The organism is Curtobacterium sp. L3-7 (assembly GCF_048756585.1).
Lineage (GTDB): Bacteria > Actinomycetota > Actinomycetes > Actinomycetales > Microbacteriaceae > Curtobacterium.
Genome location: NZ_CP151474.1, coordinates 3,619,918 through 3,638,410, shown reverse-complemented (window position 1 = coordinate 3,638,410; position 18,493 = coordinate 3,619,918). Strand labels below are relative to the sequence as shown.

The following is an 18,493-nucleotide window of genomic DNA, read 5'->3' as shown; positions in this document are numbered from 1 at the left end:
CCACTGATCACCGCAGCGGTTCCCACCAGCGCACCCCCAGCCTCCCGGCTCGCACATGCGATACTTGAAATATATAAATATCAACGATATTCTGTGACGGCACCTCGATGCTCCCGAGCAACCGCTCGCGTGCGAGCTGACGGATGCGGTGCCCACTGGCTGACGGCTGGTCGGCATCTTCCCGATCTGCCGATCCACCCTTCCCACCTCTGCATCGAACTCCGAAAGTGACGACATGAAACACAAGGCACCCCCTGGCGCGCGGCGCAAGGGAATCCTCCTCGCGAGCGGCGCGCTCGGCCTGACGACCGCGCTGCTCGGCACGGTCGCGGTGTCGGCTGCGCCGCAGCCGACTGCCGATTCCGGACGGGAGGCTCGACCCGCCTCCGCAGCGTCGGCCGACGTCACGGCACGCGACCCTGAGCTGCTCCTCGTCGAGGACTTCGAGAACGGGAACTGGACCGCCGCCAAGCTCGTCAGCGAGTACGTCGGTGCCGCCGGTGAGACCTACACGGGTGACCCGGTGTGGATCAACGGTGCACGATGCAACGGCATCGTGACGAGTCAGTCGAGCGCCTCACTGGCTGCGTGCGACTCCGCGGGCAACACCGGCCTGAAGTTGATCGCGAACGCCCTCGGACAGATCACCGGCACGAACCCAGCGACCAACCACATCGTCAGCGCCTACACGCAGGGTGGGGACCCCGGCGCGAACAAGATCCAGCTCGAGTCGGTGAAGCCGTTCGAATTGCCACAGACCGGGCGTTTCGTGTCGTTCGGCGTCAGCGGCGCCGCGGTCAACTGCAGCGCGAACCACCCGCTCCTCGACTTCTCACTCGTCGACGGCGACCAAGAGCACAAGATCGCGGACACCCCGATCGACCCCTGCACCGACCGCGGTTCCCAGGAGTACGTGGTGTCCGGGACGACGGTCAAGGGCGGCGAGTTCGTCTCGAAGGGCGGGCTGCTCTTCGACGGCGACACCGTGCGCTGGATCATGCGCAACCAGCAGGCGTCCGGCGCCGGGAACGACGGCGCGGTGGACCGCGTGTCGATCGTCGACTCGACGCCGACGATGACGCAGTCGCTGTCGGGGACTCCGATCGTGGGGGACACCGCGCGGTTGACGTACCGCGTGATCAACACGACCGAGCACGGGCAGAAGCCTGGTTGGTCGTTCGCCGCTGACCTGCCCGACGGGCTCTCCGTCGCGCAGACGCCGAACACGTCCACGACGTGTGCGTCGCCCGACGTGACCGCAGCCGCGGGCGCGACGTCCGTGACCGTGGACGGCGACCTGGCCGAGGGCGCCGCGGACTGCACGATCTCGGTGGACGTCACGACCACGACGCCCGGGACGTACTCGGTCGACACCGACCTGGTGACGTCGCACAAGGGGCTCGACCTCGCCGGGACGGACTCGGTGGAGTTCGCTCCGGAGCGCAACGCACTCACCGTGACCGGCACCCCGGTCATCACCGGTGGTAACGGCGACGCGGTGGCGGACCTCGGCGAGCAGATCGCGTTCCGCTACGACGTGCGGAACGACGGCAACGTCGCGGTCCACGACCTGACGCTCGGCGAGTCGGCCGACTCGTGCGCTGCGACCGACATCGCGGCCGGCGCCACGGTGTCGTGCACCACGCCCGCCCGTGACGTCACCCAGGACGACGTCGATGCCGGCAGCATCGACGACTCGGTGACGATCTCCTCGCTCTCCCGGCTGGGCGTTCCCGTTCCGGGCTCCGGTTCCGCCACGGTGAGCACCAGCGAGCAGAACGCCGGCGCGGGGCTCTCCCTCGCACCGGTCGTGAAGACCACCGGCGACCCAGGCGCCGGCGACACGGTCACGTTGAGTGTCCGCGCCTCGAACACCGGGAACGTCACGCTCCGCGACACGAGCATCGTCATCGACGGTGATCGCGGGATGACCGTCACGTGCCCTGCGACCATCGCACCGGGGAAGTCGATCGACTGTGACATCGAGGGTTCCTACACCGTGACGCAGGCGGACGTGGACCACGGATCGGTCGAGTTCGCGGCCACCGCGACGAGCACCGCTCCGAAGGGTGTCGAGGTCGAGGCGAAGGCCACGACCACGCAAGCGACCGTTGCACAGACCCCCGAGGTGTCCGCGACCTTCTCCGGCGCGATCGCCGGCAAGGCCCCGAAGGCCGGGGACAAGGTCTCCTTCACCGGGTCCGTCCGGAACAGCGGCAACGTGACGCTGCACGGTGTGACCGCTGCCGTCCCGGGCTTCGACGGCCTCACCGTCGCCGTCGCCGACGACGAGCTCGCCCCTGGCGCGTCGACTGCGGTGTCGGTGTCGGACTACACCCTGACCCAGGCGGACGTCGACGCGGGCGCACTGCGCGTCCCGATGCACGTCGCCGCGATCGGTCCGAAGGACCAGCAGGTCGAGGACGACGCACGGGCCGATCTCGAGATCGAGCAGCGCAGTGCCCTCACGTCGCGGTTCGGAGCGTCCCTCGACGTCGACAGCACGCCGAAGGCCGGTGACACCGTCTCCCTCACGGGCACGCTGACGAACAGCGGTACCGTGACCCTGTCCGACATCGCGGCGTCGATGCTCGGCCGCGACGACATCGCCGTCGAGGTGCCGTCCGGTGCGCTCGCACCGGGAGCGGTTGTGCCGGTGACGATCGCCGCCTACCCGCTGACGCAGGACGACATCGACGAGGGTTCCGTCGCGTTCACCATGCGTGGTGAGTCGCACGGGCCGAAGGGTCAGATCGCCAACAGCGAGGCCGGCGCGAGCCTGGATCTCGAGCAGGCTGCCGGTGCGGGGCTCGCCCTGGCGCCGGTCGTGAAGACCACGTCGGACCCGGGCGTCGGCGACAAGGTCTCGCTCGGTGTGATCGCTTCCAACACGGGCAACGTCACGATCCGCGACACGACGATCGTCATCGACGGTGAGCGTGGCATGACCGTCACCTGCCCCGCGAACATCGCGCCCGGCAAGTCCGTCGAGTGCGCGGTCGAGGGCTCCTACAAGGTGACGCAGGCCGACGTGGACCGTGGTTCGATCACGTTCGACGCGACTGCAACGAGCACGGCGCCCAAGGGTGTCGAGGTGACGGCGTCTGCCAAGGCGACGCAGGCGACGATCGCGCAGGCTCCGGCCGTATCGACGAAGTTCAGCAGCGAGCTGGACGGCAAGAAGGCCCCCAAGGCCGGCGACACCGTGTCCTTCACCGGCTCGATCCGGAACAGCGGCAACGTCACCCTGCACGATGTGACCGCCGCCGTCCCCGGCTTCGACGGGCTTCGGGTCTCCGTTGCTGAGGAGCGTCTTGCTCCCGGTGCCTCCACCGCTGTGTCGGTGTCGGACTACACGCTGACGCAGGCGGACATCGACGCGGGCACGCTGAGCGTTCCGATGCAGGTCGCCGCCGTTGGTCCGAAGGACCAGCAGGTCCGTGACGACGCCGAGACCGTGCTCGAGTTCGAGCAGCAGGCGACGATGAGCGCGCGCTTCGGCGCCGTGCTCGACGCGAAGGGCGCTCCGAACGCGGGCGACACCGTCACGCTCACGGGGACGCTGGCGAACACCGGCACCGTGACCCTCGCCGACGTGCAGGTTTCCCTGCCCGGCCACGAGGACCTGACGGTCGAGGCGCCGGAGACGGTCGCTCCGGGCGCCACGGCGAAGCTCGCGATTGCGGGCTACACGCTGTCCCAGGGGGACGTCGACGCCGGCACGGTGCGCTTCTCGCTCGCCGCTGCCGCGACGGGGCCGAAGGGGCAGACGCCCTCGGCGGACGAGTCCGCTGACGTCGCGCTGCTGCAGGAACCGCAGCTGCAGTCCGTGCTCTCGGCGCACCTCGCCGAGACCGAGCACGGTTCTGCTCCGCGGGTCGGGGACGAGGTGCTGCTGTCCGCGACCGTCTCGAACGCGGGTAACGTGACGCTCGAGGGCCTGGAGTCCGTGGTGTCGGACGGCGACCCCGAGCAGGTCGGCGAGGGCACCCTGGCCCCTGGGACCGACGTCGTCACCGAGCTGGCGCCGTACGCCCTGACCCAGCAGGACATCGACCGCGGGAGGGTCGGGTTCGACCTGACCACCGCGGGCACGTCGCCCACGGGTGACTCGGTGTCCTCCGGTGACCACCGCGACGTCTCGCTGGAGTCCTCTGCCAGCATCGACATCAGCGGCGAGTACACCGCGTCGAGCTCGGCGGACGTGCTCCGTCCCGGCGACGTCGTCACCGGCTCGTTCCGGTTCGCGAACACCGGCAACCGGACTCTCGACCGCGCCGAAGTGGAGCAGCAGGTCGGATCGTCGATCTCCTGCGAGATCGAGGCACTCCAGCCCGGGCAGGTGGAGTCCTGCGAGACCAGCTACACCGTCTCGGAGGCCGACGTCGCGGCCGGTTCGCTGACGTTCACCGCGAAGGCGAAGGGTCAGTACACGGTCGCCGAAGAGGTGGACACCACCACTCGGGCTCGCGCGGCAGCTCCGCAGAAGACGGTGTGGGTGTTCTCGAAGGAGATCACGAAGAAGTTCACCGTCGAGGCGGCTCCGCAGGAGCTGGCGTTCACCGGCACGAACATCGTCATGATCGGTGTCCCGGCAGCGATCGTCGTGCTGCTACTCGGCCTCGTCCTGCTCCTCGCCGCGCAGCGCGCGCGCCGGCGCCAGGACGACCGTCCGCAGGCCTGACCTGACAGGCCCGGCCTGACGTCGACACGACGACCCCCGATCGCTCCGATCGGGGGTCGTCGTGTTCCAGGTCCCGGCCTGGAGGCTCGGCTAGACTCCTCGGGACGCGGTCACGTCTCGCCACGTGGCCGCGTCGTGGAGGGTTGTCCGAGTGGCCGATGGAGCCTGTCTTGAAAACAGGTGGGCAGCGATGTCTCGTGGGTTCGAATCCCACACCCTCCGCTCGATCCACGTCCGTGTCGCGGTCACCCGGCGCTGAGGCGGTCCGCGTAGCGTCGTTGCAATGAGCGACATCATCATCTTCGGCGGCCACGGCAAGGTCGCGCTCCCCGCGACGCGCATCCTCAGCGAGCGCGGCCACCACGTCACGTCCGTCATCCGGAACCCCGACCAGGCCGACGAGATCCGTTCCCACGGCGGCGACCCGAAGGTGGCCGACATCCAGGAGCTGACGCTGTCGGGCTTCGAGGACCTGGTCCGCGGGCAGGACGCCGTGGTGTGGTCCGCCGGTGCCGGCGGGGGATCGGTCGACCGGACCTGGGCGATCGACCGCGATGCGGCAGTGCTGTCCGTGCAGGCTGCCAAGCGCGCGGGTGTCGAACGCTACGTGATGGTCTCGTGGGCAGGTTCCGTGCTCGACCACGGGGTGCCGCAGGACAACGACTTCTTCGCGTACGCGCAGTCCAAGATGATCGCCGACGCGGTGGTCCGTGACTCCGGACTCGAGTGGACGATCGTCGCGCCGAGCACGCTCACCGACGACGAGCCGACCGGTCGCATCGACTGGGACGGCGAGTCGTCGAAGGTGTCGCGTGGCGACGTCGCGCAGGTCGTCGCGGACGTCCTCGACAACGGTGGGACGGCCGGCAGCACCTACCGCTTCAACAGCGGCGCGACCGCCATCGCGGAGTTCCTGCACGCCGACCAGGCCTGACGGCCGGGAGCGCTCCCGCCGGTCGGTACGGTGGACCGGTGGGAGATGCGGCAGGCCAGGGGCGACGTGCGCTGATCGTCGAAGCCGCCGCCGGTGAGTTCGATCGCGACGGGTACGAGACGGCCAGCATCGCCGGGATCGCTCGTGCGGCCGGAGTCGGTCAGGGCACGCTCCACCACCACTTCCCGACGAAGCTGTCGATCGCCCGCGCGGTCATCGACGAGCAGAACGCCCGGACCTTCGCGGCGATGGACTTCACCGACGTGTCGCCGGTCGGATCACTCGTCCGGGCGTCCCGAGCGATCGCCGACCTGCTCATGCACGACCTGGTCGTCCGCGCGGGGATCCGGCTGTCGCTGGAGCACGGTGTACTGGCCGGTGCGACCTCGAGCTTCTACGAGCAATGGATCGCCGGCGTCGTCGACGTCTTCCGCCTCGGGGTCGCGAGCGGTGAGGTCGGGCAGGAGCTCTCGCCGGAACAGCTCGGCGCGACCGTGGTGCCGTACTTCACCGGCGTGCAGCTCGTCGCGAACGTCCGCTCCGGTCGGCAGGACCTGCTCCCTGCGGTGGCGACGATGTGGCAGGTGCTCGTCCTCGCGTCAGTGGAGCGGGCGCACCGGGAGCGGCTGCTGGCCCTCGTCGACGAGTCGTTCGCCTGACCGCTCAGACGTCGTGCAGCTCGCGATCTCGGAACCACTTCAGGAGCCACGCCGCGCTCGTCCGGTCGAACGACCGCGGGAAGTCCGTCGTCCCGCTCAGGAACGGGCTGAACCCCGCTTCCGCAGCCAGGTCGTCGTCGTCGAGTCCGCGGTAGGCCATCGACCACCCGTCGAACCGACGGCTCTCGATGTCCTCCCGGATCAGCGAGGTCACCTCGTGGTGCCGCGGGTCCTTCGCGATGACCGAGAACCGGTCGTCGACGCTCCACGCCGGGCCTTCGAGCAACTGCATGAAGCGGCCACCCTTCGCGACGAGCAGCCCGGAGACGCCGAGCGCCTCGTTGTGGAGCCGAGCCTCCCGGAGCAGCGCAGTCATCGCCGCGTCGTCGAACTCCTCGACGGCGCGACTCATGTAGACGATCGAGACGAGCACCCGACCATCATCTCGGGTCAGACGGGGCGTCGCCCGACGGACGACTGAAACCGGATGAGGTACCCGTCCGGATCGGTGACCAGGAACTGCCGGACGCCGGCTTCCTCGGCCCCGTCGACCCGGTACCACTTGATCTCCGGCTCCATGAAGAGGGCGAAGCCCGCCGCCCGCAACTCCGAGGCGATCACGTCGCTGTCAGGGACCGTGATCTGGAAGTTGATCCCGCGGCCGAAGGGCTGTTCCAGTGGCCCGGTCACCCAGTTCCGCCCCACCCCGGCCTGCTCGAGCATCAGGTGCGCCGAACCGAGCACGATGTACGCGAAGCGTTCGTCCGGCCGGTCGTACGACACGGTGAAGCCGCAGCTGCCGACCCAGAACGCAAGGCTCGCATCGAGGTCGGAGACGAGCAGTTCGGGAACCAGTGCGGGTGCGAGGTCGGGGACGGACACGGGTCCAGCCTAGGATCGAGCCCATGGCGACCGTCCTCCTCGTCCGGCACGGACGCACCACCGCGAACGCGACCGGCCTCCTCGCCGGCCGCACCGCCGGCATCGCACTCGACAGCGTCGGCAAGCGCCAGGCGGCGACGACCGCCGAGCGCATCGCCGCCGTCCCCCTCGCAGCGGTGGTGTCCAGCCCGCTGGAGCGCTGCCGGCAGACGGCGCGGGCGATCACGGCGTTCCAGGACGGCGACCCCGAGCAGCGCATCGAACGCGGCATCACCGAGTGCGACTACGGCGAGTGGCAGAACCGGAAGCTCGCCGACCTCGCGAAGGAGCCACTCTGGCGCACGGTGCAGGCGAACCCGAGCGCCGTGGTGTTCCCCGGCGGCGAGTCGATGCAGACCATGCAGTCCCGGGCGGTGTCCGCGATCCGCCGGCTCGACGGGGAGATCGAGGCGGCGCACGGCCCGAACGCGGTCTGGGTCGCGGTGAGCCACGGCGACATCATCAAGTCGATCCTGGCGGATGCGTTGGGCATGCACCTCGACCTGTTCCAGCGGATCACGGTCGGCCCAGCGTCGGTGTCGGTGGTGCGGTACGGCGAGCACCGACCGGAGGTCGCGGCGACGAACACCGAGTCGGGCGACCTGTCGTGGCTCGCGAAAGCGCAGGCGCCAACCGGCGACGCCGCAGTCGGCGGCGGTGCGGGCAACGCAACAGACCAGACGGGTACTGACAGACCCTGAACGGACGCAGCCGGTCGCTCCTACAATGCGGGTATGCCCCCCATCGTCCACGGCTTCGACTGGCCGGATCGTCTCGTCGTCGGCACCATCGGGCGCCCCGGTGAGCGGACCTTCTACCTGCAGGCGCGCGACGGCCGCCGGGTGGTGAGCGTCGCGCTCGAGAAGGAGCAGTCCGCGGTCCTCGCGGAGAAGCTCGACGAACTCCTCGACGAGGTCGCCACGGTGGAGGAGAACCGCTTCAGCGTCCCGCCGTCGGTGCCGCGTGAGCTGTACGACGTCGACCCGCTCGACCAGCCGGTGGAGCCCGAGTTCCGTGCGGGTGCCCTCAGCCTGGGGTTCGACCCGGCGACGGCCCAGGTGGTCATCGAGGCGTACCCGATCGAGGACGAGCTGGAGATCCTGTCCGAGGAGTCCGACGAGGACGGTGAGATCGAGGCGGTCGTGGAGATGCCCGAGCCGAGCGAGCTGCTCCAGGTGAAGATCCCGGTCGGCACCGCGCGCGCGTTCGTGGAGCGCACGCGCGAGGTCGTGGCCGCCGGACGGCCGCCCGGCGACGCATGAGCGAAGCCGAACCCAGCGGCTTGCAGCTCACCGCACGAATCCGCGAGGCATCGAACGCCACCTTCCTGGCGGACCTCGACGGCGAGCAGGTCGTGTACAAGCCGATCGCCGGCGAGAAGCCGCTGTGGGACTTCCCCGACGGCACCCTCGCTGGCCGCGAGTACTCGGCGTTCCTGGTGTCCGAGGCGTTCGGCTGGCGCGTCGTCCCGCCGACGTGGCTCGGTGAGGGTCCGCTCGGCCGCGGGATGATCCAGCGCTGGCAGGAGATCGACCCGGACCAGGACGCGGTGGACGTCATCCCCACGGACGAGGCCGAGCAGCCCGACCAGCCGATGCTGACCGTGCTCGAGGCGATCGATGAGCACGACAACCCGGTCACGCTCGTGCACGAGGACTCCGCGGCGCTCCGTCGGATGGCCGTCTTCGACGTCGTGGTGAACAACGCGGACCGCAAGGGTGGCCACGTGCTCGCGATGCCGGACGGGCACCGGCACGGCGTCGACCACGGCCTGACCTTCCACGTCGAGCACAAGCTCCGGACGGTGCTGTGGGGCTGGATCGACGAGCCGCTCAAGGATGACGAGCTCGCGGGGATCGACCGCGTGGTGTCGGCGCTGCACGGCGATCTGGGCGCGCAGCTCGAGGAGCACCTGACGGTCGACGAGATCGACAACCTCGAGGCGCGGTGCGCCGCCCTGGCGGCCGTCGGCCGCTTCCCGCCACCGGCCGGGTACGGTCCGGCGGTTCCCTGGCCGTTGTTCTAGACGCACCACGAGACGGACTGGGCCCACGCCGCCGGTTCCGGACCGACGCGCCAGCGGCGGGCCGGCCGTGCCGGTGGGGGGAGGCTCGGTACCAGCTGCCACTGAGCCTCCCGTCCGGTGGATGGTTCCGTCAGCCGAACCGGCCGAACCCGCCCCAGTCGTCGTCGCGGAAGAGCGCGCCGCCGCGCCGCGAGCCGAGGTACGAGCCGACCACCGCGACACCCAGGTCGTCGTTCTCCGGCGCCGTGACCGTCCCGTCGACCCGCCGGGCCATGCCGTCGATGAACCGGGCGAGCCCCGGGTCGTCGCCGAGGCGGAAGAACGTCGTCTGCGCACCGAGCCGGTGTGCGTTCTCGAGTTCACGCACGCTCAGCGCGATCGTCATCGGGTCGGGCGGGTAGCTGAAGTACACCTGCCCGTTCGGCTCCAGGTGCGACGTGGGCTCGCCGTCGGTGACGATGAGCAGCACGGGCTGCGCGGTCGGGTGCTTCCGGAAGTGCCGGTTCGCCAGCAGGAGGGCGTGGTGCAGGTTCGTGCCCTTGTCCCACATCGCGTCGAGGCCGACGAGCTGTTCGACGTCCATCACCTCGGCCTCGCGACCGAAGGCGATCAGCTGCAGGTCGTCCCCGCGGAACCGTGTGGAGATCAGCGTGTGCAGGGCGAGGGCGGTGCGCTTCATCGGGACCCAGCGGTCCTCCATCGCCATCGAGAACGACGTGTCGACGAGGAGCGCCACGCAGGCCTGGGTGCGGGCCTCGGTCTCCTGCACCTCGACGTCGTCGATGGTGAGGCGGACGCCGGCCCCGGTGCGTCCCGTCGCGGCCGTGCGGGTGACGGCGTTCGTGATCGTCCGCGGGATGTCCCACGGCTCGGTGTCCCCGAACGCCCACTGCCGGCTCGCTCCGGACGGTTCGCCAGAGGCTCCCGACCGCCGCAGGTCCCGTGCGCCCTGCCGGCCGGACATCTTCTGCGCGACGTCCTTCAGCAGGCTCTTGCCGAGCTGCCGCATGGCCTTCGGGGTGAGTTTGTACTGGCCGTCGGCACCGCGGCGCATGGTGCCGGAGTTCCGCAGGGCCTTCTCGAGCTGCTGGAGCGTGCGCGCGTCGACGGCGGCCTCGGAGCCGAGTTGGCGTGCCAGGGACTCCAGGTCGAGGTCGTCGAGGTCGGATCCGGGGCTCGACTGCGCCAGTTGTTCAGCCAGGGAGTCCAGGTCGGCGATGTCCTGGAACACGCCGGTGCCGTCGCCGAGCCCGAGACCCTGCTCGCCCTCCATCCGCTCGGAGCCGCCCCAGTCCTCGCCCGGGCGGAGCGCACGCAGGTTCCCGTCGAGTTGGGACAATGCGCCCATCAGGTCGGGGGAACCGAACGCCTGCTGCGCGAGAGCGTCGAGCTCGTCGCGCTGCTCCTGCGTCATCGAGTTCCGCATCCGCTGGGCTGCGGCGGAGCGGGCGGCGAGGTCGTCGAGCAGCTCGTCGACGTTCTGCGGGTTCGACGGGAAGTACTCGCCGTGCTTCGCCATGAACTCGTCGAACTGCTCCTGCGAGTCGGTGCCGGCGCGGTGGTCCTCGAGCAGCTGGTTGAGGTCCTGCATCATCGCCTGGACGTCGGCGCGGTCCTCGTCGCTGGCGTTCTCGAGCGCCTGCTTCATGCCCGCGAAGCGCTGGTCGAGCATCTCGCGGCCGAGCAGGTCCTTGATCTCCTCGTACTTCTGGCGTGCCGCGGGGCTCTTCCAGTCGTAGCTGCCGAGCTCGCTCACTGCGGCCGCCGGCGAGGGCGGCAGGCTGTCGAGCTGCATCTCGGCGAGGGCGCGGTCGCCGTCGTCCATCTCGGTGTCGCGCGCCAGCTGCCCGCGCTCGGCGAGCAGGGCCTCGTCGAGCAGCTGCTTGACCTGCTGCAGCGTGCCGTCGAGGTTGTTCTTCGCGGTGAGTTCGCGGCGCTTCTCGGCGACCCGGCGAGCGAGGTCGTCGAGGCCGCGCTGGTCCCGCCCGCCGCGACGCAGGAACTCCCGCATCGCACGCTCGGGGGAGTACCCCGCCATGACTTCCTGGCCGATGGCGTCGAGTGCCTCGGAGAGGTCCGCCGGCGGGGCGAGCGGGTCGGGGCCGCCCTCGTACCGGCCGTACCGGGTGTCACGGGTCAGCCGGCGGTTCTGCCGACTAGCCATGCTGTTCACATCCCATACGCTGCTTCGCCCCCGCCCGACTCCTTGCTGATCTTCCGCGCGAGGAAGAGCCCCTCGAGCGCGAGCTCGATCGCGCCGGCGCGCTCGCCGTCGTTCGTGGCACCGAGTCGCTCGCAGATCTGGTCGTACAGGTCGGACTCGCCGAGGGACGGCAGCCCCTCGAGGAAAGCCCGGGCGGCGACCTGCTCGCCGGTGGTCACCATCGTGCCGCCGTCGAGCGCCTCCACGAGCTGTCCGAGGTCGAGGCCGCGGAGCCGGGAGCGCACCGTCTCGGCGGTGGCGGTCCGGAGCAGGTGCTCGAGGACCTCGTCGGCACGGTCCTCTTCCCCGGACTCGAACTCGATCTTGCCGCCGAGGACGTCGACCGCGGTCTCCAGGTCGATCGGCCGTGCTACGGCTTCGGTCTCGCCCTGTCGCGCGGCGCGGTGGACGGCAGCGGCGGAGACGGTCTCGGCTCCGGCGATCGAGAACCGTGCGCTGACACCGCTGCGCTGGTCGACGGCGCTGGACTCGCGCAGTGCCCGAGTGAAGCGGGCGAGGATCTCGACCAGTGCGTCCGGCACGTCGGCGGTGAGGTGCGCCTCTTGCCGGATGACGGCGATCTCGTCGTCGAGCTCGATCGGGTAGTGCGTACGGATCTCGGCGCCGAAGCGGTCCTTCAGTGGCGTGATGATGCGGCCGCGGTTCGTGTAGTCCTCGGGGTTCGCGCTCGCGACGACGAGGACGTCGAGCGGGAGCCGCAGCACGTAGCCGCGGATCTGCACGTCGCGCTCCTCCATCACGTTGAGCATCGCGACCTGGATGCGCTCGGCGAGGTCGGGCAGCTCGTTGATCGCGACGATGCCGCGGTGCGCCCGGGGGATCAAGCCGAAGTGGATGGTCTCGGGGTCACCGAGGCTGCGGCCCTCGGCGACCTTCATCGGGTCGACGTCGCCGATCAGGTCGGCCACGGAGGTGTCGGGCGTCGCGAGCTTCTCGACGTAGCGGCCGTCGCGGTGCCACCAGTCGATGGGCATCGCGTCGCCGAGGTCTTCTGCGCGCCGTCTGCTGGCGGCGGTGATCGGTTCGAAGGGGTGCTCGCCGAGCTCGGAGCCGGCGATCACCGGGGTCCACTCGTCGAGCAGGCCCTGCAGGGTGCGCAGCAGTCGGGTCTTGCCCTGGCCGCGTTCGCCGAGCAGGACGACGTCGTGGCCGGCGATGAGGGCTCGTTCGAGCTGCGGGATGACGGTGGTCTCGAAGCCGTGGAGGCCGGGCCACGGATCGGTGCCCTCACGGAGGGCGCTCAGCAGGTTGTCGCGGATCTCGGCGCGGACCGTCTTCTGGACGTGACCAGAGGTGCGGAGCTCGCCGACCGTTCGGATGTCGGGTCGGGTCACCTCGTCGAGGGTACGCCTGCTCCAGGGGCATCGGACTGGAGGCTCGGTGCCAGCTGGCCACGAGCCTCCCGTCCGGCGGTCCGCTTGTGAGTATTCATAGCGATTGCAATGATTGTCCTTCCGGCGTCGGAGCCGGATTCGAATAGGGGGATCCGGCTCCGCGCCCGGATCGCCGTTCGTTCCGGGGCCGAACAACCGCCGCGTTCTCGGCGTACGGTTCCCCTTCGTGAGCAGCGCGAACCCCTCCGGAACGATCACGAGCCTGGTACCGGCCAGGATGGACAGACTCCCGTGGACACGGTTCCACTGGAGTGTCGTGGTGGGCCTCGGGGTCTCCTGGGTCCTCGACGGCCTCGAGATCCAGATCGTCTCGAACGCCGGGTTCCAGGCGGACTTGAACCTCTCCACGCAGCAGGTGACCTCGCTCGGCACGATCTACCTGGTCGGCCAGGTGGTCGGAGCGCTGGTGTTCGGGCGGATGTCCGACCGACTCGGCCGGCGGAAGCTCTTCATCCTGACGCTCGCGATCTACCTCATCGGCTCCGGTATCGCCGGCTTCGCGCAGGACTTCTGGTTCCTCGCGGCCTTCCGGTTCGTGGCGGGACTCGGGATCGGCGGCGAGTACGCCGCGATCAACTCCGCGATCGACGAGCTCATCCCGTCGAAGTACCGCGGCCACGTCGACATCGCCATCAACGGCACCTACTGGGGCGGTGCGGCCCTCGGCGCCTTCGCGAACATCTACCTGCTCGACCCGTCGCTCTTCGCAGAGAACATCGGTTGGCGCATCGGGTTCTTCCTCGGCCCGGTGCTCGGTATCGCGATCATCTTCCTACGGCGACACATCCCGGAGAGTCCGCGGTGGTTGATGACCCACGGGCGGGAAGAGGAGGCGGACGCCACGCTGACGCGGATCGAGGAGTCGGTCGAGCGCAGCACGGGACAGAAGCTGCCGGAGGTCGACCGTTCCAAGGCGATGTCGGTCACGCCGATGGACCGCGTCCGGTTCACGACGATCGTGAAGGTGCTCTTCCGGCAGTACCCGACACGCACGCTGGTCGGTGCGACGATGATGATCACGCAGGCGTTCCTCTACAACGCGATCTTCTTCACCTACGCGCTGGTGCTCACGAACTTCTTCGGCCTGAAGACGTCGCAGACGGCGGTCTACTTCTTCCCCTTCGCGATCGGCAACCTGCTCGGACCGCTGATCCTCGGGCGGCTGTTCGACACGTGGGGCCGTCGGCAGATGATCTTCAGCACCTACTTGGTCTCCGGACTCGTGCTCGCGGTGTCGGCGTTCCTCTTCCGCGCCGACGCGATCTCGGCGACCGTGCAGGTGATCTTCTGGTGCATCTCGTTCTTCTTCGCCTCGGCCGGGGCGTCGAGTGCGTACCTCACCGTGAGCGAGATCTTCCCGCTCGAACTGCGGTCGCAGGCGATCTCGTACTTCTTCGCGCTCGCGCAGATCTTCGGTGCGATCGCGCCGGCGATCTACGGCGCGTTCATCGGGGACGGGTCGTCGCGTGAGCCGCTGTTCTGGGGGTACCTGCTCGGCGCCGGGGTGATGATCGCCGGCGGGGTGGTCGCGCTCATCTTCGGCGTGGACGCCGCGCGGAAGGGGCTCGAGGACGTGACTCAGCCGCTGTCGGTGATCGCAGCGGAGGAAGAGGAGAAGTCCCGCAAGTGATACACGGAATCCGGAATGTTTAGCGCCTGATCCGCACCCCTGCCATCGTCATCCCAGCGACCCCAGCCCGGGGTCTCGGAGACATGGGAGTGCTGTGATGCAAGACGAGGTGATCGGGAGCCGTGCCCTCCACAGCCTGGTGGTCGGTGGGTCGCTCCACCGATCGGGGCCGCTGATCGCTGGTGGTGTCGTCCGTGCGTGAAGGTCGTCGCATGGGGTACGACGAACATCCGGTTGCGCGTGTGCAGAGCGGTTCACTCGATCCGCTCGGCGTCCCGCGCAGCCTGCTCCGCGATGCCGTGTTCCTGCGGCTGATGGACCGGATCCTGCGTGGTGAGTACCGGCGTGGGCAGCGTCTGCGGCTCGACAACCTGGCCGACGACATGCACGTCTCCCGGACGCCGGTGCGCGAAGCGCTCGTCCCGCTCGAAGCGCTGCGGCTGGTGTCCGTCCAGCGGTACGTGGGTGTCGTCATCGCGCAGTGGTCGCTCGACCAGATGAAGGAACGGATCCGCGTCACGTGCACGATGCTCGCCGAGCCGCCGTCGGTGGCCGATGCCACGACCGAGCGGTTCGACCCGTTCTGGATCCGCGACTGCATGACCGAGGCGGGATCGTTCGTCGAGCTCGCCGCGTGGTTGCTCCGCCGTGCCGGGTCGTCGGTCAGTGCGGACTGGGTGGCGGCGCAGCGCCCGGTGCTCGACATGTTCTACACGGACGACGTCGCCCTGGCGAACGGCATCGACGCCGTGGTGGACCGACGACATCGGCAGGGGCTCGTCGATGCCGCCCGGGTCGCTGCGGGGCGGGAAGACCTCGAGGAGTGCACTCGTCTCGTCTGCGAGCTCGGGGGGTGTCTCATCACGCTGCCCGATCGGTTCCGCGCAGCGGTTCCCGCATGATCGGTCTCGCTGCTGTCGGGCTCGGTGTCGGCGTGCGTCGTGCTCGGTGTGGTCGGACTCCGGGGGTGCGGCACGCCGTGACCCCCGAACGAGGCACGCCGAGCCGATCCGCCTCCGCGGCGGGGTGACCCGGCTCGGGTATCGTCCCCCGGCGAGCGGCCTGGACCCGAGGCTGCTCGGAGGGAGTCCGCCCGTGACCGATCCCGATGGTCCCGACGCCGCTCGCGTGCGGTTCGACGACGTGCTCGACGCGCGTCGGCGCCCCAGCGTGCTGTCCGGCCCCGGGTACCGCGTGAGCGGTGCCCGACACGGGCGCCGTCCACGTGACCTCGGTGTCGCACGGCTGCTCTCCGGTGTCGGCATCGCTGTCGCCGTCGCACTGGTGAGCGCGACCTCGCTCTCGGCGTACGCCGCGTACGACGTCGGCCACGGGTTCCTGCAGCGCGCGGTCGACGTCGGCGGTGACGGTGGGTCGACCGACGGGGCCTTCAACGTGCTGGCGATCGGCGCCGACAACGACCCGGCGCAGGGGACGGCGTACGGCGAACGCGGTGCGACGCTCAACGACTCGAACGTCCTGCTCCACGTCTCGGCCGACCACACTCAGGCGGTCGCCGTGAGCTTCCCCCGTGACCTCGTCGTCGACCAGCCCGCGTGCGGCGGATCCCCGGCCGTCGAGGACACCCCGATCAACCAGGCGTACGGCCGGGGTGGGATGCAGTGCGTCGTGCAGACGGTCGAGCAGGTCACCGGCATGGAGATCCCGTACGCGGCCCAGGTGAGCTTCGCCGGCGTGATCCGGATGTCCGACGCCGTCGGCGGGGTCCCGGTGTGCGTGACGGACGCGGTCGACGATCCCTACACGGGGTTGCAGCTCTCGGCGGGGGAGCACACGGTGTCGGGCAAGACGGCACTCGCGTTCCTGCGCGACCGGCACGGCGTCGGTGACGGGAGCGACCTCGCACGGATCTCGAGCCTGCAGCAGTTCCTGTCGTCCCTGATGCGCAAGGTGAAGAGCGAGGGCACGCTCGGGGACCCGTCGAAGCTCTACGGCCTCGCGAAGACCGCGTCGAAGAACATCACCCTGTCCACCTCGCTCGCGAAGCCCTCGACGATGGTCGACATGGCCGGAGCGTTCGAGGGGATCGGGCTCGACCGGATCACCTTCGTGCAGTACCCCGGCAGCGTCGACGACCCGTCGTTCCCCGGCAAGGTCGTCCCCGAGCAGGCCACGGCCGACCGCCTGATGCGAGCCGTCCGCGCTGACCGGCCGTTCCGGCTGGACGCCGGTTCCACGGGGCGCGGTGCGACGGACCGCGACGCATCCGCGAGTGCTGCTGCTCCCGCCGTCGACCAGTCGTCGGCGAAGGAATCGTCGGCGCCCCAGGACATGCCGGGTGTCACCGGGCAGACGGCGAAGCAGAAGACCTGCGCGGTCGCGGCCGGCGGCTGACCCACGAAGACGGGCTTCACCGAGGATTCGCGCTGGTTGCACACTGAAACGTCAGGCGGTCCTGTGGCAGCCTTGACCGGTTGCCGTCCCCGCGCCCCCGACCAGACTCGGTCCGGCGCCGTGCGGGGACACCGTGGCGTCGATCAGGACGGCGCCGCCATCGTGTCCGCCGACGACAGGAGTGCCCGTGAACGACGTTCGTGATCGATCCCACCGACTCAACCGAGCCAGCGGGATCGCCCGTCACGGACGTCTGCGTCGCCGTTCCCCGTTCGGCACGGTCGCCAAGGTCCTCTCCGGGGTGGTCGCGGTCGCCCTCATCAGTTCCGCGTCGGTCGCGGCCATCGCGGCGAAGCAGGTCACCGACGACTTCGGCGAGGGCGTGCAGATCCAGGGGCAGCCCGTTGCCGAGGCGAAGAGCGGCGGCGACGCGCTCAGCGCCTACAAGGGTGGCTTCAACATGCTGGTGGTCGGCACCGACAACGACCCGGAGCAGGGAACCCAGTACGGCGAGCGGGACGCGACCCTCAACGACGTCAACATCCTGCTGCACGTCTCCGCGGACCACACGAACGCGACGGCGGTGAGCATCCCGCGTGACCTCATCACGCCGATCCCGGCGTGCGAGAAGCCAGACGGCTCCGGTTCGACGCCGGCGATGGCCGCGCAGCCGATCAACAGCGCGTGGGGTGAAGGGGGCCTGAACTGCGTCGTGCAGACGGTGCAGGGCCTGACCGGGCTCGACGTGCAGTACTCCGCAGCGGTGTCCTTCAACGGCGTCATCGAGATGTCCAACGCCATCGGCGGCGTGCCGGTGTGTGTGGCGTCGCCGATCCACGACCGCTACACCGGGCTCGACCTGCCGGCCGGGACCACCACCCTGCAGGGCTCCCAGGCGCTCGAGTTCCTCCGCACGCGGCACGGTGTCGGCGACGGCTCCGACCTCGGTCGCATCAGCTCGCAGCAGGTGTTCCTGTCGTCGCTCCTGCGGACGGTGAAGTCGAACCAGACCCTGACCTCGCCCGCGACGCTGTACAAGCTCGCGCGGGCGGCGGCGTCCAACATGCAGCTCTCGCAGAGTCTCAACGACGCCGGGACGATGGTGCAGATGGGGCGGGCGCTGCAGGACCTGCCCCTCGACCAGGTGAACTTCGTGCAGTACCCGGGGACGACCGGTGGCACGGGCGTCTACGCGGGGAAGGTGCAGCCGACGAAGTACCTCGCCGACCAGCTGTTCGAGAAGATCAAGGCCGATCAGTCGTTCTCGCTCGGTGCCGGCAGCACGGGCATCGGGTCCGAGGCGGACCCGAGCGCCGCCGCGACCCCCTCGACCCCTGCGGCGGACCCGTCGGCTCTCACAGCCGATCCTACGACGCCCGCGACCGACGCCGGTTCGGATTCCGCTTCGCCCGCGACCCCGTCCGCTCCCGCGACGTCCGACACGATCGACGGGTTGCAGGGCCAGTCCGCCGATCAGCAGACCTGCTCGAAGGCTTTCGGGTCCTAACCGGCCTGCCTGCGCCCCCGAGTCTCGCGCTCTCCGCCCCGAGTCTCGTGTTGGCCGACAGCTCTCGCGCGGCCGAGCCCGAGAACTGTCGCTCAGCGCGAGACTCGGGCCGCGGCGACCGGCGCCCGCGCACGAAAAAGCGGGGACGTGACCGTGGTC

The 18,493-nt window shown here is 69.8% G+C and carries 14 protein-coding genes and 1 tRNA gene; 11 read left to right on the top strand and 4 right to left on the bottom strand.

What is annotated here, in order from left to right; genetic code table 11:
* Positions 1 to 235: 235 nt before the first annotated feature.
* From AAEP80_RS17430 to AAEP80_RS17415, 4 genes are all read left to right on the top strand, one after another.
* Complete coding sequence (locus tag AAEP80_RS17430) at positions 236 to 4,684, top strand: DUF7507 domain-containing protein (RefSeq protein ID WP_420365298.1); 4,449 nt, start codon at positions 236 to 238, stop codon at positions 4,682 to 4,684.
* A 137-nt stretch (positions 4,685 to 4,821) separates the two neighbouring features.
* Positions 4,822 to 4,906: transfer RNA gene (locus AAEP80_RS17425), tRNA-Ser, on the top strand.
* Positions 4,907 to 4,967: 61 nt separating this feature from the next.
* Positions 4,968 to 5,618 (top strand): SDR family oxidoreductase, encoded by a 651-nt coding sequence (locus tag AAEP80_RS17420; RefSeq protein WP_420365297.1) that lies wholly within the window; start codon positions 4,968 to 4,970, stop codon positions 5,616 to 5,618.
* A 38-nt stretch (positions 5,619 to 5,656) separates the two neighbouring features.
* A complete protein-coding gene (locus tag AAEP80_RS17415; protein WP_420365296.1) occupies positions 5,657 to 6,277 on the top strand; it encodes a TetR family transcriptional regulator in 621 nt (206 codons plus the stop codon).
* 4 nt (positions 6,278 to 6,281) lie between these two features.
* Here AAEP80_RS17415 and AAEP80_RS17410 read toward each other — a convergent pair whose 3' ends face one another.
* On the bottom strand, positions 6,282 to 6,710 hold the full coding sequence (locus AAEP80_RS17410; RefSeq protein ID WP_281265512.1) for a BLUF domain-containing protein: 429 nt from the start codon (positions 6,708 to 6,710) through the stop codon (positions 6,282 to 6,284).
* Between the two features lie 17 nt (positions 6,711 to 6,727).
* Entirely contained in the window at positions 6,728 to 7,159 is a 432-nt protein-coding gene (locus tag AAEP80_RS17405; RefSeq protein ID WP_402730063.1) for a bleomycin resistance protein, read from the bottom strand.
* Between the two features lie 23 nt (positions 7,160 to 7,182).
* Here AAEP80_RS17405 and AAEP80_RS17400 point away from each other — a divergent pair, with 23 nt between their 5' ends.
* The 3 genes from AAEP80_RS17400 to AAEP80_RS17390 are packed head-to-tail and all read left to right on the top strand — an operon-like array spanning position 7,183 to position 9,224.
* Positions 7,183 to 7,899, top strand: a complete 717-nt coding sequence (locus tag AAEP80_RS17400) for a histidine phosphatase family protein (RefSeq protein WP_402730064.1) — start codon at positions 7,183 to 7,185, stop codon at positions 7,897 to 7,899.
* A 33-nt stretch (positions 7,900 to 7,932) separates the two neighbouring features.
* Positions 7,933 to 8,460 carry a DUF3090 domain-containing protein gene (locus tag AAEP80_RS17395; RefSeq protein WP_402730065.1) on the top strand — a complete coding sequence of 176 codons (528 nt, stop codon included), beginning with the start codon at positions 7,933 to 7,935 and terminating at the stop codon, positions 8,458 to 8,460.
* Positions 8,457 to 9,224, top strand: a complete 768-nt coding sequence (locus tag AAEP80_RS17390) for an SCO1664 family protein (protein ID WP_420365295.1) — start codon at positions 8,457 to 8,459, stop codon at positions 9,222 to 9,224. Before AAEP80_RS17395 ends, AAEP80_RS17390 begins: the two co-directional genes overlap by 4 nt.
* A 130-nt stretch (positions 9,225 to 9,354) precedes the next feature.
* Here AAEP80_RS17390 and AAEP80_RS17385 read toward each other — a convergent pair whose 3' ends face one another.
* Positions 9,355 to 11,388 (bottom strand): vWA domain-containing protein, encoded by a 2,034-nt coding sequence (locus AAEP80_RS17385; RefSeq protein WP_420365294.1) that lies wholly within the window; start codon positions 11,386 to 11,388, stop codon positions 9,355 to 9,357.
* Between the two features lie 5 nt (positions 11,389 to 11,393).
* Positions 11,394 to 12,782 carry a sigma 54-interacting transcriptional regulator gene (locus AAEP80_RS17380; RefSeq protein ID WP_420365293.1) on the bottom strand — a complete coding sequence of 463 codons (1,389 nt, stop codon included), beginning with the start codon at positions 12,780 to 12,782 and terminating at the stop codon, positions 11,394 to 11,396.
* Positions 12,783 to 13,008: 226 nt separating this feature from the next.
* Between AAEP80_RS17380 and AAEP80_RS17375 the strand changes: the two genes are divergently transcribed.
* From AAEP80_RS17375 to AAEP80_RS17360, 4 genes are all read left to right on the top strand, one after another.
* Positions 13,009 to 14,472 carry an MFS transporter gene (locus AAEP80_RS17375; protein WP_420365292.1) on the top strand — a complete coding sequence of 488 codons (1,464 nt, stop codon included), beginning with the start codon at positions 13,009 to 13,011 and terminating at the stop codon, positions 14,470 to 14,472.
* A 212-nt stretch (positions 14,473 to 14,684) separates the two neighbouring features.
* Positions 14,685 to 15,374, top strand: a complete 690-nt coding sequence (locus AAEP80_RS17370) for a GntR family transcriptional regulator (protein WP_413601225.1) — start codon at positions 14,685 to 14,687, stop codon at positions 15,372 to 15,374.
* A gap of 193 nt (positions 15,375 to 15,567) precedes the next feature.
* Positions 15,568 to 16,827, top strand: a complete 1,260-nt coding sequence (locus AAEP80_RS17365; protein WP_420365291.1) for an LCP family protein — start codon at positions 15,568 to 15,570, stop codon at positions 16,825 to 16,827.
* 187 nt (positions 16,828 to 17,014) lie between these two features.
* A complete protein-coding gene (locus tag AAEP80_RS17360; protein WP_420365290.1) occupies positions 17,015 to 18,334 on the top strand; it encodes an LCP family protein in 1,320 nt (439 codons plus the stop codon).
* The last annotated feature ends 159 nt before the right edge of the window (positions 18,335 to 18,493 follow it).